Below are 14,181 nucleotides of genomic sequence, written 5' to 3'. Positions count from 1 at the left end.
GTACTCGTGTCCAATCCGTCATGGCAGCCCTGGCAGTCGGGGCAGGGCGACCCGCAGCGGGCGCAGGATGTCCCGCAGTCGGGGCAGGATGTGCCGCAGCCCTGGCAGAAGGCCTCGCGGCACGGCCAGGGGCTTCCGCAGCCGTGGGAGACCGCGGTCCCTCCCGCGCAGGACTTCGGGCAGTCGTGGCAGGGGCAGAGCGCCCCGGCCATGCTCGCCTCGCACGCCGACCGCGAGCGGGCCGTCGACGTGCTCAGGGCGGGATACGGGGAGGGGCGGCTGGAGCACGCCGAGTTCGAGAAGCGGGTCGCCCGGGCCTACACGGCGCGGACCGTGGGGGAGCTGGCGCTGCTCGTCGCCGATCTGCCGCAGGGTCCCGTACCGGTCACCCGGCCCGTTCCGCCCGTCCCCGCGACCTTCCTGCCGGCCGTGGCGCCCACCAACGGCAAGGCGGTCGGCTCCATGGTCTGCGGGGTGCTCACGCTCTTCACCGCCGGGCTCACCGGCATCCCAGCGGTCATCCTCGGCCACACCGCACGCAGCGAGATGCAGCGCAGCGGCGAGCGCGGTGAGGGCCTCGCGATGACCGGGCTGGTGCTGGGCTGGATGTCGGTCGCGGGATGGGCGCTGATCATCACGATCCTCATAGCGGCGGGGCTGGCGTCCGCATGACGGGTGAGCTGCGGTGACGTAGCTCCTCGACGTGTCTGGAACGTGAATTCGAAGATCATGCACGGCGTAGGGTCTTGACATGCTCTGCATGGCGATGCGGGCGCGGCCCATTTGTTTTGACCGTAGCGTTTGAGGTAGGTACGCTCAGACCTTGTGCCTGGGGTGTGCCCTGGCTCTCGTGCGTGCCTTCAACCGCATCGCGAGCTGTGAGCGGCCACCGTAATCTGTGCTCTTTTCGCCTTGCGGCGGGAGTCCGCCGGATTCGACACACCCGACCGCGTGGGTCGGCGACGTTCCAGGTTAGCTGTACCCATCGGCACACAGAAACCGGAGAAGTAGTGCCTACGATCCAGCAGCTGGTCCGTAAGGGCCGGCAGGACAAGGTCGAGAAGAACAAGACGCCCGCACTCGAGGGTTCCCCTCAGCGTCGTGGCGTCTGCACGCGTGTGTTCACGACCACCCCGAAGAAGCCGAACTCGGCCCTGCGTAAGGTCGCGCGTGTGCGTCTGACCAGCGGGATCGAGGTCACCGCTTACATTCCGGGTGAGGGACACAACCTGCAGGAGCACTCCATCGTGCTCGTGCGCGGCGGCCGTGTGAAGGACCTGCCGGGTGTTCGCTACAAGATCATCCGTGGCTCCCTCGACACCCAGGGTGTCAAGAACCGCAAGCAGGCCCGTTCCCGCTACGGCGCCAAGAAGGAGAAGTAAGAATGCCTCGTAAGGGCCCCGCCCCGAAGCGCCCGGTCATCATCGACCCGGTCTACGGTTCTCCTCTGGTCACGTCGCTCATCAACAAGGTGCTGCTGAACGGCAAGCGCTCCACCGCCGAGCGCATCGTCTACGGCGCCATGGAGGGCCTGCGCGACAAGACCGGCAACGACCCGGTCATCACGCTCAAGCGTGCTCTCGAGAACATCAAGCCGACCCTCGAGGTCAAGTCCCGCCGTGTCGGTGGCGCCACCTACCAGGTGCCGGTCGAGGTCAAGCCCGGCCGCGCCAACACCCTGGCGCTGCGCTGGCTGGTCGGTTACTCCCGCGCCCGTCGCGAGAAGACCATGACCGAGCGTCTGCTCAACGAGCTTCTCGACGCTTCGAACGGCCTCGGTGCGGCCGTCAAGAAGCGCGAGGACACCCACAAGATGGCCGAGTCCAACAAGGCCTTCGCGCACTACCGCTGGTAGTCGCTACCCACATCGAGACCGAGAGAAGACTGAAGCCTTATGGCTACCACTTCACTTGACCTGGCCAAGGTGCGGAACATCGGCATCATGGCCCACATCGACGCGGGCAAGACGACCACCACCGAGCGGATCCTGTTCTACACCGGCGTTTCGTACAAGATCGGTGAGGTCCACGACGGCGCTGCCACCATGGACTGGATGGAGCAGGAGCAGGAGCGTGGCATCACGATCACGTCTGCTGCGACCACCTGTCACTGGCCGCTCGAGGACAACGACTACACCATCAACATCATCGACACCCCGGGGCACGTCGACTTCACCGTTGAGGTGGAGCGCTCCCTGCGTGTGCTCGACGGTGCCGTGACGGTGTTCGACGGTGTCGCCGGTGTCGAGCCGCAGTCCGAGACGGTGTGGCGTCAGGCCGACCGTTACGGCGTGCCGCGTATCTGCTTCGTCAACAAGCTGGACCGTACCGGCGCCGAGTTCCACCGCTGCGTGGACATGATCTCGGACCGCCTGGGCGCCCAGCCGCTGGTCATGCAGCTTCCGATCGGCGCCGAGGCCGACTTCAAGGGCGTCGTGGACCTGGTCCGCATGAAGGCGCTCGTGTGGTCCGCCGAGGCCGCCAAGGGCGAGATGTACGACGTCGTCGACATCCCGGCCACGCACACCGAGGCTGCCGAGGAGTACCGCGGCAAGCTGATCGAGGGCGTCGCCGAGAACGACGAAGAGATCATGGAGCTGTACCTGGAGGGCGAGGAGCCCACCGAGGAGCAGCTGTACGCCGCGATCCGTCGCATCACCATCGCGTCCGGCAAGTCCAAGGACACCACGGTCACCCCGGTGTTCTGCGGTACCGCGTTCAAGAACAAGGGTGTTCAGCCCCTGCTCGACGCGGTCGTGCGCTACCTCCCGACCCCGCTCGACGTCGAGGCCATCGAGGGCCACGACGTGAAGGACCCCGAGCTCGTCGTGAAGCGCAAGCCGTCCGACGACGAGCCGCTGTCCGCGCTGGCGTTCAAGATCATGAGCGACCCGCACCTCGGCAAGCTCACCTTCGTCCGGATCTACTCCGGTCGCCTGGAGTCCGGCACCGCCGTGCTGAACTCCGTCAAGGGCAAGAAGGAGCGCATCGGCAAGATCTACCGCATGCACGCGAACAAGCGTGAGGAGATCGAGTCGGTGGGCGCCGGCGACATCGTCGCCGTCATGGGCCTCAAGCAGACCACCACCGGTGAGACGCTGAGTGACGACAAGGCCCCGGTGATCCTGGAGTCCATGGACTTCCCGGCGCCGGTCATCCAGGTCGCCATCGAGCCCAAGTCCAAGGGTGACCAGGAGAAGCTGGGTGTCGCCATCCAGCGTCTCGCGGAGGAGGACCCCTCCTTCCAGGTCCACTCGGACGAGGAGACGGGCCAGACCATCATCGGTGGTATGGGCGAGCTGCACCTCGAGGTGCTGGTCGACCGTATGCGCCGTGAGTTCAAGGTCGAGGCCAACGTCGGCAAGCCGCAGGTCGCCTACCGCGAGACGATCCGCAAGGCCGTCGAGCGCGTCGACTACACGCACAAGAAGCAGACTGGTGGTACCGGCCAGTTCGCCAAGGTGCAGATCGCGATCGAGCCGATCGAGGGCGGCGACGCCTCGTACGAGTTCGTGAACAAGGTGACCGGTGGCCGTATCCCGAAGGAGTACATCCCTTCGGTGGACGCCGGTGCGCAGGAGGCCATGCAGTTCGGCATCCTCGCGGGCTACGAGATGACGGGCGTCCGCGTCACGCTCATCGACGGTGGCTACCACGAGGTCGACTCCTCCGAGCTCGCCTTCAAGATCGCCGGTTCGCAGGCCTTCAAGGAGGCCGCGCGCAAGGCCAGCCCCGTGCTGCTCGAGCCGATGATGGCCGTCGAGGTCACCACGCCCGAGGACTACATGGGTGAGGTCATCGGCGACATCAACTCCCGCCGTGGCCAGATCCAGGCCATGGAGGAGCGGGCCGGTGCCCGCGTCGTGAAGGGCCTCGTGCCCCTCTCGGAGATGTTCGGTTACGTCGGCGACCTGCGCAGCAAGACGTCCGGCCGTGCGAGCTACTCCATGCAGTTCGACTCCTACGCCGAGGTTCCGCGGAACGTCGCCGAGGAGATCATCGCGAAGGCCAAGGGCGAGTAACACACCGCGTTCAACGCGCTGCGTTCACACGCCGTAGGCTTGACTCCGGAGCCTGCCGGGGTATTCCTCCCCAATCGTGGGGGAATGCCCCGGGGCCCGGGCACTAACAGCAAAGATCACCTGGCGCCGATGAAGTAAGGCGTACAGAACCACTCCACAGGAGGACCCCAGTGGCGAAGGCGAAGTTCGAGCGGACTAAGCCGCACGTCAACATCGGCACCATCGGTCACATCGACCACGGTAAGACGACCCTCACGGCCGCCATTACCAAGGTGCTGCACGACGCGTTCCCGGACCTGAACGAGGCCTCGGCGTTCGACCAGATCGACAAGGCTCCCGAAGAGCGCCAGCGCGGTATCACCATCTCCATCGCGCACGTCGAGTACCAGACGGAGACCCGTCACTACGCCCACGTCGACTGCCCCGGTCACGCGGACTACATCAAGAACATGATCACGGGTGCGGCGCAGATGGACGGCGCCATCCTCGTTGTCGCCGCCACCGACGGCCCGATGCCGCAGACCAAGGAGCACGTGCTCCTGGCCCGCCAGGTCGGCGTTCCGTACATCGTCGTCGCCCTGAACAAGGCCGACATGGTGGACGACGAGGAGATCCTGGAGCTCGTCGAGCTCGAGGTCCGTGAGCTGCTCTCCGAGTACGAGTTCCCGGGCGACGACGTTCCGGTCGTCAAGGTCTCGGCGCTCAAGGCGCTCGAGGGCGACAAGGAGTGGGGCCAGTCGGTCCTGGACCTGATGTCCGCCGTCGACACCGCCATCCCGGAGCCGGAGCGCGACGTCGACAAGCCGTTCCTGATGCCGATCGAGGACGTCTTCACGATCACCGGTCGCGGTACGGTCGTCACCGGCCGTATCGAGCGTGGTGTCCTGAAGGTCAACGAGACCGTCGACATCATCGGCATCAAGACCGAGAAGACCACCACCACGGTCACCGGCATCGAGATGTTCCGCAAGCTGCTCGACGAGGGCCAGGCCGGTGAGAACGTCGGTCTGCTGCTCCGCGGCATCAAGCGCGAGGACGTCGAGCGCGGCCAGGTCATCATCAAGCCGGGCTCGGTCACCCCGCACACCGAGTTCGAGGCGCAGGCCTACATCCTGTCCAAGGACGAGGGTGGCCGCCACACGCCGTTCTTCAACAACTACCGTCCGCAGTTCTACTTCCGTACGACTGACGTGACCGGTGTTGTGACCCTCCCCGAGGGCACCGAGATGGTCATGCCCGGCGACAACACTGAGATGAAGGTCGAGCTCATCCAGCCCATCGCCATGGAAGAGGGCCTGAAGTTCGCCATCCGTGAGGGTGGCCGGACCGTGGGCGCCGGCCAGGTCACCAAGATCAACAAGTGAGCTTGTTGATCTGACCTGGTAGCTCCAGCGCGAGCTCCTGAAGGGGCCCGTACGACTTCGGTCGTACGGGCCCTTTCGCTTGTCCTGTGCCGGACGGGGCCGACGGTTGCGCGGTGAAGTCTCGGCAAACCTTGCGGGACGCGGCGCGGGACTCGTCGTGGAGACTTGGCGCAGTTCGCCCCGCCGATGCCCCGAATGCCCCTGTCTTCCATCTGTGGGGCGGTTGTGACGCCCTAGCGTGAGGGACCGGAGCAGCCAGACAGGGGATGATCGCCGATGTCCGTGATGGTCGACCGGCCGACGCAGCAGTTGCGGGCGGTGCAGGTCCCCCGTCGGTCGGCCCCGCTCCGCCGCGAGCGTCCGCGCCTGTACGCCATCGACGGCATACGCCTCGTCGCCGCACTGATGGTCGCCGTGCACCACTACGCCGGCAGCTGGCGGGTCGACCAGCCGGACAACCTCGTCTGGGGCAGACCGGCGTCCGAGGTCATGCCGACGGTGTTCCGCTTCGCGACCTACGGCTGGATCGGCGTCGAGATCTTCTTCGTCATCAGCGGCTTCGTGATCTGCATGTCCTGCTGGGGGCGCACCCCGCGGCAGTTCTTCGTCTCCCGGGTGATCCGGCTCTACCCGGCGTACTGGTTCGCCATCGCCTTCACCACGGCCGTGGTGGTGGCGGTGCCGGGCGTCTGGGAGCGGCTGAAGCTGCGCGACATCCTGCTCAACTTCACGATGCTGCAGTCAGGTTCGGGCGTGGACAGCGTCGACGGGGTGTACTGGACGCTCTGGTCGGAGCTGCGCTTCTACCTGCTCTTCATGGTCGTCGTCGCCACCGGGCTGACGTACCGCAAGGTCGTCATCTTCTGCTGTGTGTGGGGTGCGGCGGCGATGCTGGCGCCGGTGGCGAAGTTCCACCTGCTGACGCTGGTGGCCAACCCGGACGGTGCGTGGTTCTTCATCGCCGGGCTGGCCCTGTATCTGATGCACCGCTTCGGGCAGGACCTCCTCCTGTGGGGGATCCTCGCGATGGCATGGCTGATGGGGCAGCGGCAGCTGGGCCTCAGGATCGACAACAACGAGCATGTGTCGGGATGGCGGGGGAGTGCCGTCATCTTCACCGTGTTCCTGCTGGTGATGGTCGCCATCGCGCTGGGTGCGACGGACCGGATCCGGTGGAGGTGGCTGGTGACGGCGGGGAGCCTGACGTATCCGCTGTATCTGCTGCACTACGTCGCCGGTACGACGCTCATCAACCGTCTGCGGGACACCATGGACCCGCGGCTGCTGGTCGCCGTCGTGATCGCCGGGTTCCTGGTGCTGAGCTGGCTGGTGCACCGGTTCGTGGAGGCGCCGGTGGCGCGGATGCTGAAGCGGGGGCTGGACACGTCGTTCGCGCGGCTGCGCAACGCGTGAGCGCTCCGCCGGTTGTGCCGGCGATACGTCGTCTGTTGTCTGCGGCGCCGTTGTGGCTGGTCGCGCCCGCGCGGCGGAGCCGCAAATCGGCACAGAGCCCCGCGCCCCTTGGGGGGCGCGGGGCGCCCTGATCCCTACCGGCGGCGGGCTGTGGCCTCCAGTGCCGTCGTCGCCGTACCCCACATGTTGTCGGTGACGTTGACCGTGTGGCCCGGCGGGACGATCTCGTCGATGCGGTCGAGTACGTCGGTGGGCAGGTCGATGTCGTCCGCCGCGAGGTAGGACTCGAGGTGTTCCATCGTGCGCGGGCCGACGATCGCGGAGGTGACCGCCGGGTGGCGGGTGACGAAGGCGATCGCCAGCTGGACGAGGGTCAATCCGGCCTCGTCGGCGAGTGCGCCGAGGGCGTCGGCGGCATCGAGCTTCGCCGCGTTCGCCGCGGACGTGGCGTCGTAGAGGGCGGCGAAACGACTCTGCCGGACGACCGAGCCCGGCCCGCCGATCTCCCCGCCCTTGCGGTAGCGGCCCGAGAGCCAGCCGCCGGCCAGCGGGCTGTAGCTCAGGACGCCCATGCCGTGGCGCCGGCAGGTCGGCAGCACGTCGTACTCGACGGCGCGGGCGAGCAGGGAGTACGGCGGCTGCTCGGTGCGGAAGCGCTCGCGGCCGCGGCGCTCGGCGGTCCACTGCGCCTCGACGATCTCGGACGCGGGGACCGTCGACGCGCCGAACGCGCGGATCTTGCCCGCGTGCACCAGGTCGGAGAGGACGCCCAGGGTCTCGTCGACATCGGTGGCCGGGTCGAGGCGGTGGACCTGGTAGAGGTCGATCCAGTCGGTGCCGAGGCGGCGCAGCGAACCCTCGACCGCTTCGGTTATCCAACGCCGCGATGTTCCACGGTGGTTGGGGTCCTCACCGAACGGCAGCCCGACCTTCGTGGCGAGCACCACGTTCTCGCGCCGCCCACCGGCGAGCGCCTTGCCGACGATCTCCTCCGACTCGCCGGCGGAGTAGAAGTCGGCGGTGTCGATGAAGTTGATCCCCGCGTCGAGGGCGCGGTGAATGATCTTCGCCGACTCCTCGTGATCGGAGTTGCCGAAGGTGCCGAGCATCATTGCGCCCAGGCACAGCCGGCTGACCGAGACGCCGGTGCGTCCCAGGGGTCGGTAGTCCATGAAGAAACTCCTCAGGTGGCAGCGAGAAACGGATAGGCTGTCCACATCACTGTAGCGGATAGGCTATCCGTTTAGTGCTCGATAAGCTTCCTCCATGTCCCGACCGGCGCCCCGCCCCCCTGTGAGACGTGCCGACGCCGAGCGCAACCGCGACCGGATCCTCGCTGCCGCCCGCACCGCGTTCGCCGCTCCCGACGCCCAGGTGTCGATGGCTGAGGTCGCGCGCCGCGCCGGTGTCGGCATGGCCACGCTGTACCGCAACTTTCCCGGCCGCCAGGAGCTCCTGGAAGCCCTCTACACCGACGAGGTCAGCGCCGTCTGCGATGCGGCCGGGACCGTCGGCGGCGAGTCGCCCGGGGCGCGGCTGACCGCCTGGCTCTCGGAGTTCTTCGCCTTCTCCACCAGGAAGCGGCACGTCGCCGCCGAGCTGCTCAAGCACTCGGACGACAGCAACCCGGTGTTCGGCGACAACCGCGCCCGGGTGCTGGCCGCCGGCCGGCCGCTGCTCGCCGCCGCGCAACGCGACCACGAGGTCCGCGACGACCTCACGCTCGAGCAGGTCCTCGACCTGGTCATCGCCATCGCCACCATCCACGGCGACGCGGGGTACCTGGAACCGATCCTCCGGGCCGCGCTCGACGGCCTGCGCGCGCCGACGTCACCCGGCACCCGATGACCGCACCGGGTGCCGGGCGACCGCGACCGGAGTCGGCTACGGCGTCACGACCTTGCCCCCGAAGGTCACCGCGAGCTTCCCGTCCGAAGCGAAGGACCAGCCCAGGCTGCCGCTGTAGGAGGAGCAGCGGGAGCCGTTCGTGCCGGTCCAGAACTGGTTGGAGCTGTCGGCGTCGCCGACCGTCTTGTCGTTCGAGCCGCTGACCGCGAACCGGCACGAGGTGTTGGTCCGGAAGACCGAGGTGCCCGCGTCGAAGGAGAAGTTGCGCTCGGCGTTGTCGACGCCGACGTTGTTGGAGATGGTCATCCTGCCCGGGTTGCTGTTGTACGTGAACCCGTGATGACCGTTGCGGTAGGCGATGCTGTGCTGCACGACGTGGTTGACCGCGATGTCGTCGCCGCCGAGCTTGTAGCCGTTGCGGTCGCCGTTGGAGTTCACGGTGCCGTCGCTGAGCGTGCCGTTTCCGTAGGACAGCGCGTACTCGATGGTCACCGGGCCGATCGCGCCGGTGTCGGTCTTCGTGTACAGGTCCCAGCCGTCGTCGATGTTGTTGTGGGAGACGTCGTAGCGGAAGACGTTCCCGGTGCCGGTGGTCAGCTTCGCGGCGAAGCCGTCCGCGTCCTCGCCGTCGGAGTCGGCGTTGTCGTGCGACTCGGAGCTCACGATCAGGTTGTTCGTCGGCCACTGGGAGCTCGGCGTGCTGGAGGAGATGCGGCCCAGCTGCAGACCCGTGTCGCGGTTGTACGCCGTCACCACGCGCTCGACGACGTTGTTGCTGCCGCCGACGTAGATGCCGTTGTCGCCGGCGTGCTGGACGGTGATGCCGTAGAGGTGCCAGTAGTTGGCGTTCAGCTGGAGCCCGCGGTTCGACGAACTCTCGCTCTGCGCCGAGAAGTTGAGCACCGGCGTCTCGCCCGGATAGGCGGACAGGGTGGTGCGGGCACTGGAGGTGCCGTTGCTGCCCGCCGGGATCGTGATCGTCGAAGAGTAGTTGTACGTCCCGCCGCGCAGGTAGATCGTGCCACCCGACGCGATGCGGCTGATCGCGGTGGCGAGCGTCGTCGGGGCGGACTGGGTGCCGGCCGCGCTGTCGGTGCCGCTGGGCGACACGTACTGCGTGGTGCTCGCGGCCTGCGCCGGGGCGCCGGACAGCGCGACGAGGGCGCCGGCCAGCAGGCTGACTGACGCGAGGACGGATCTCACTTGCATGATGGTGCCTCCGGTTCGTCCGTGACCAGGGGTGTCGTGCAGGAGAAAGCGCTTTCTCGTGTTCTCGATCGGGAACGTAAGCGCTTGCTATGAACGCGTCAATAGGCGGGTGCTTGATTCTTATTCACGGACATGAACCGAACGGGTGGCGTGGTCGTGTGACACCGGGCGCCGCGGCGACTGTGGGGGAGATGGCGAATTCGGCACAGGCGTAGGGCAGTTGGGGGCCCAGTGGCGCACACTGAAGCGTGTGCCCCGCCGGATGGGCCCATGACAGGAGGCGGTCATGTCGGATCCCGCCGCGGCTCTCGCACTCAGCGCCGCGACGACCCTCGTCAACACCATGGCCACGTCGGGCTGGGAGGCGACGAAGGCACTTTTCGTACGGCTCTTCAGGCGTCAGGGCGACGGCGACGAGCAGGCGGCGGAGCTGGAACGGGGTGCGGCCCGGGTCGCCGCCGCCGGTGACGCGGACCGTGCCCGGCAGTCGCTGGTCGGGTCGTGGCAGTACCAGCTGCAGACGCTGCTGGAGGACCACCCGGACGCCGAGGCGGAACTCCTGGAGATCCTCGCGCAGTTGCAGTCCCCGGAGGCCGGACAGCACTGGCAGCAGACCAACATCGCCCGTGACGGCGGTACGGCCTACGCGGCCCAGGGCGGCAACGTCATCCACTACTCGGTGAACCAGGTCCCCCTCGCCCCGGACCCGGACGACCAGCGGTGACCGGGGCGGACGCTCCCCGGACCCGGCGGCAGGACGTCCGCGCCGAAGGCGGCTTCGCCTACGGCGTGGTCGGCGCCGATCTGCACGTCTTCGGCGACGGCACCCCGGTCTACCTGCTGTTCGCCCGCCGCGGGGCGCCCGCCGCCGACGCCGGCTGGCTCAGGGCGCAGCCCAGCCGCATGCTCGACGCGCGCGCCGAGGTCGTCGACTTCACCGGACGGGACGCCGAACTGGGGGAGCTGACCGCCTGGCGCGACGGGCCCGCACGGTTCGCGGTGCGCTGGCTGCACGGGCCCGGCGGTCAGGGCAAGACCCGGCTGGCCGCCCGGCTCGCCGCCGACGCCGAGGCGGCCGGCTGGAAGGTCGTCGACGCCGTGCACGGCACGGACACGGCGCCGCCCGCGGAGGGCAGCCAGGACCTGGCCCTCGACGGGCACCGCGGTGTCCTCGTCCTCGTCGACTACGCCGACCGCTGGCCCGCCTCCCATCTGAGCTGGCTGTTCCACAACAGCCTGCTCCGGCAGGGCATACCGGCCCGGGTCCTGCTGATCGCCCGCTCCGCGCACGGCTGGCCGGCGGTCCGGGGCCAGCTCAACCGGCTCCGCGAGAACATCGACACCTCCGACCAGGAGCTACGGCCGCTGCCGGCCGACGGCGCCGAACGCGACCACATGTTCCGCACCGCCCGGGCCTGTTTCGCCGCGCAGTACCCCGAGGTCGAGGCCGCCGACCCGATCCCGCCGCCCGGACCTCTCGACCACCCCGACTTCGGGCTGACGCTCGCCGTGCAGATGGCCGCGCTGGTCGCCGTGGACGCGCGGGCGCACGGCCGCCGGCCGCCCGACGACATGGTCGGCCTCACCGCGTACCTGCTCGACCGCGAGCACGAGAACTGGCGGCAGCTGTACGAGAACGCGGCCGCCGGGTTGCCGCACCGCACGCCCGACCACGTCATGGCGCGGGCCGTCTTCACCGCCGTACTGACCGGGCCGGTGAGCCCTGCCGCCGGGCGCGGTCTGCTGGGCCGGCTGTTGCCGGAGGCGGAGCCGGACGTGCTGCTGGGCGATCACGCCGTCTGCTACCCGCCCGGCGGCCCGGCCCGCGCCCAGGTCCTCCAGCCCCTGCTGCCCGACCGGCTCGCCGAGGACTTCCTCGCGCTCAGCCTGCCGGGCAGTCCCGTCACCGGGTACGCCACCGACCCCTGGGCCGCGCTCGGCGTCACCGCGCTGCTGGCACGCGGCGGCGACGGGGCGGCGGCGCCGTGGACACCCCGCGCGGTGACCTTCCTCGCGGAGGCGGCCGACCGCTGGCCGCACGTGGGGCACGGGCATCTGTTCCCGGTGCTGCGGGAGGACCCCGGGCTGGCCCTGGCCGCGGGCAGCGCGGCGCTGATGTCGCTCGCGGACATCGCCGAGCTGGACTTCGGGATGGTGGAGGGGATCGAGGAGCGATTCCGGTCGATCACCGGGAACACGCGGCACGTGGACATCGACGTCGGGTACGCGGTGCTGACCGAGCGGGTCGTGGAGCGCCTTCTGGCCGAGGACACCGACGATCGCGAGCGGGCGCCGGCACTGCACACACTGGCCGTCCGGCTGGCGCACGCGGGCCGCAAGAGCGAGGCGCTGGAAGCCGAGTCACAGGCGTTGGAGCACAGCCGCGCGGTCGTGGAGGCGGGCAACCCCGACCGGCAGGCACGCGGGATCGACCTGCACAACCACGCCATGGCCCTGAGCCACCTCAGCGACCTGCTCGCGACCGCCGGCGATCTGCAGGACGCGGCCGAGACGGCCAGGGCCGCGGTGGAGATCATGCGCAACCTGGCACAGGGCGACGAGGAGCGCTACATGGCGCCCTTCGCCCATGCGACGGGCACGCTCGTGTCGCGGCTGAGGCAGCTCGGCCATACGGCGAAGGCTCTGGAGTACGCCGAGATCGCGCTGGTGATGTACGACGAGGTCATCCGGAGCGACCCCGCCCGGACGATGGCGCGGCACCTGTCCGGCTGTACGGCGGCGGCCCGGCAGCTCGCCTCGCTCCTGGACGAGAACGACCGGCCGGAGGACGCCCTGAAGGTCTACGGGGCTGCCCTGGAGTATGGACGGGTCCTTGCGGACGCGGCTCCTGAGTCCGAACTTCCGGGCCTCGCCGCCGCGTTGAGCGGCCTCGGGCGCACGCTGGCCCGCCTCGGCCGGCACGAGGAGGCGTTGGCGCCCACCACCGAGGCCGCCGAACTGTTCCGCCGGCTGGAGAAGAGCAATCCCGCCGAGTTCCGCTTCCACCTCGCCGGGGCCCTGCAGAACCTCGGCGAGCAGCTCGCGACCCTGTCCCGCCGCAGAGAGGCGCTGGCCGCCTTCGAGGAGGCGCTCGCCCTGTTCCGCCGGCTCGCCGAGGCCGACCCGGACGCGCACCTGCCGAACGTCGCCGAACTCCTCGGCCGAGTCGCCGACACACTGTCCGCCACCGGCCGCAGGACCGAGGCTCCCGGCCCCGACGAGGAGTCAGTGGCCATCCTCCGGCGGCTCGCTCGCGACGAGCCGTCGTACCGGGAGATCCTGGCCCCCGCGCTGAACAACCTGTGTCTCCGCCTCGCCGAGGCGGGCCGGCCCGCAGACGCGATCGCACCCGCCCGCGAGGCCCTGGCCCTCCACCGGGACCTCGCGCAGGAGGACCCGCGCACCTACATGCCGCTCCTCGCCGTCGCCGTCTACAACATGGGTGTACGGCACGGCGCCGTCGGCAGCCCGGCGGAAGCCGTGGAGGCACTGACCGAGGCCGTGGGGCGCTTCCGGCAGCTGGCCGCGATGGACCCCGCCGGCCACACCGGGCAGCTCGCCCTGGCCCTCGGCTCTCTCGGCGAACAACTCGGCGCCCTCGGGCGGCACGACGAGATGCTCGCCGTCAGTCAGGAGAGCCTCGACCTGCTCCGGCCGCGCTCCACCTCGGACGGCGACCGTCTGCTCGAGTTCACCAAGGCACAGCTGAGGTACGCCCTGATGCGGCAGAAGGCCGGTGCGGACCTCGACGCGGCGCTGGCGGAGGCGGTCGACGCCGTGAACACGTACTGGCCGGCGGCCGAGCGCAACCCCGTCTTCATTCCCGCGCTCAAACAGGCGCTCGGTATCCTGGCGGACGTCTGCGAGGCCCTCGGCATGCACTCCGACGCCGCCGACTTCCGGCGCAAACGGGAGGGCATCCCCGAGCCGGATCGGCCCCGTGTTTGACCTACGTCACCCTCGGGGTATTCTCTCCGGCTCGATTGGCCAGGCCCCCGCCCCATATGGCAGACTGTCGGAGTTGCTCGGTCGAGTGTTGATGCTGCGCGCCTCCCGCCGGGAGGACCGAAAGCGAGTCCCACAGTACTCGTCGTCCTAACTGCCACTTCGGCAGCACTGGGGCGGACGTACGGGAATCTTTCGGGAAGTGTCAGTGCGGCACCGGCCAGGCACCCGGTGGACTTCTCGTCCTCGGCCTGCGGTTCCGGAAGGGCCGTGTTTTCCCGGCAGGGATGTTCGAACAAGGGACATCTGTGTCAGCGAAAGCGCGACACGCCCGACCGCGTGGGTCGGAGAACGAGGGTGAAGCCGCCGGGTTCCAGAGCT

At 69.0% G+C, this 14,181-nt stretch carries 11 protein-coding genes; 9 read left to right on the top strand and 2 right to left on the bottom strand.

Translation table 11 applies throughout. The features are described from left to right. Positions 1–6: 6 nt before the first annotated feature. From ABZ880_RS21305 to ABZ880_RS21280, 6 genes are all read left to right on the top strand, one after another. Positions 7–672: a DUF1707 and DUF4190 domain-containing protein gene (locus ABZ880_RS21305; protein ID WP_361265059.1), complete on the top strand. Its 666-nt coding sequence runs from the start codon at positions 7–9 to the stop codon at positions 670–672. A gap of 338 nt (positions 673–1,010) precedes the next feature. Then, on the top strand, positions 1,011–1,382 hold the full coding sequence (gene rpsL, locus ABZ880_RS21300) for a 30S ribosomal protein S12 (RefSeq protein WP_003948652.1): 372 nt from the start codon (positions 1,011–1,013) through the stop codon (positions 1,380–1,382). A 2-nt stretch (positions 1,383–1,384) separates the two neighbouring features. Then, positions 1,385–1,855: a 30S ribosomal protein S7 gene (gene rpsG / locus ABZ880_RS21295; protein ID WP_009330725.1), complete on the top strand. Its 471-nt coding sequence runs from the start codon at positions 1,385–1,387 to the stop codon at positions 1,853–1,855. Between the two features lie 39 nt (positions 1,856–1,894). Beyond that, entirely contained in the window at positions 1,895–4,021 is a 2,127-nt protein-coding gene (fusA, locus tag ABZ880_RS21290; RefSeq protein WP_361265056.1) for an elongation factor G, read from the top strand. 170 nt (positions 4,022–4,191) lie between these two features. Further along, positions 4,192–5,385 carry an elongation factor Tu gene (gene tuf, locus ABZ880_RS21285; RefSeq protein WP_361265053.1) on the top strand — a complete coding sequence of 398 codons (1,194 nt, stop codon included), beginning with the start codon at positions 4,192–4,194 and terminating at the stop codon, positions 5,383–5,385. 276 nt (positions 5,386–5,661) lie between these two features. After that, complete coding sequence (locus ABZ880_RS21280; protein ID WP_361265050.1) at positions 5,662–6,798, top strand: acyltransferase; 1,137 nt, start codon at positions 5,662–5,664, stop codon at positions 6,796–6,798. Between the two features lie 134 nt (positions 6,799–6,932). Here ABZ880_RS21280 and ABZ880_RS21275 read toward each other — a convergent pair whose 3' ends face one another. Then, on the bottom strand, positions 6,933–7,970 hold the full coding sequence (locus ABZ880_RS21275; protein WP_361265047.1) for an aldo/keto reductase: 1,038 nt from the start codon (positions 7,968–7,970) through the stop codon (positions 6,933–6,935). Between the two features lie 94 nt (positions 7,971–8,064). Between ABZ880_RS21275 and ABZ880_RS21270 the strand changes: the two genes are divergently transcribed. Then, positions 8,065–8,646 carry a helix-turn-helix domain-containing protein gene (locus tag ABZ880_RS21270; RefSeq protein WP_361265044.1) on the top strand — a complete coding sequence of 194 codons (582 nt, stop codon included), beginning with the start codon at positions 8,065–8,067 and terminating at the stop codon, positions 8,644–8,646. Positions 8,647–8,682: 36 nt separating this feature from the next. Here the strand turns inward: ABZ880_RS21270 and ABZ880_RS21265 are convergent, their stop codons facing one another. Beyond that, positions 8,683–9,855 carry a right-handed parallel beta-helix repeat-containing protein gene (locus tag ABZ880_RS21265; protein ID WP_361265041.1) on the bottom strand — a complete coding sequence of 391 codons (1,173 nt, stop codon included), beginning with the start codon at positions 9,853–9,855 and terminating at the stop codon, positions 8,683–8,685. Positions 9,856–10,141: 286 nt separating this feature from the next. On the opposite strand from ABZ880_RS21265, the gene ABZ880_RS21260 reads away from it, so the two are divergent. Together ABZ880_RS21260 and ABZ880_RS21255 are read left to right on the top strand one after the other, a co-directional pair. Next, a complete protein-coding gene (locus ABZ880_RS21260) occupies positions 10,142–10,579 on the top strand; it encodes a hypothetical protein (protein ID WP_361265038.1) in 438 nt (145 codons plus the stop codon). After that, a complete protein-coding gene (locus tag ABZ880_RS21255) occupies positions 10,576–13,803 on the top strand; it encodes a tetratricopeptide repeat protein (RefSeq protein WP_361265035.1) in 3,228 nt (1,075 codons plus the stop codon). The genes ABZ880_RS21260 and ABZ880_RS21255 overlap by 4 nt, the downstream gene beginning before the upstream one ends. Positions 13,804–14,181 lie beyond the last annotated feature (378 nt).

It is taken from the genome of Streptomyces sp. NPDC047043 (assembly GCF_040644055.1).
GTDB lineage: Bacteria > Actinomycetota > Actinomycetes > Streptomycetales > Streptomycetaceae > Streptomyces.
The sequence above is the reverse complement of the archived record's forward strand: the minus strand, read 5'-3'. Positions and strand labels throughout refer to the sequence as shown.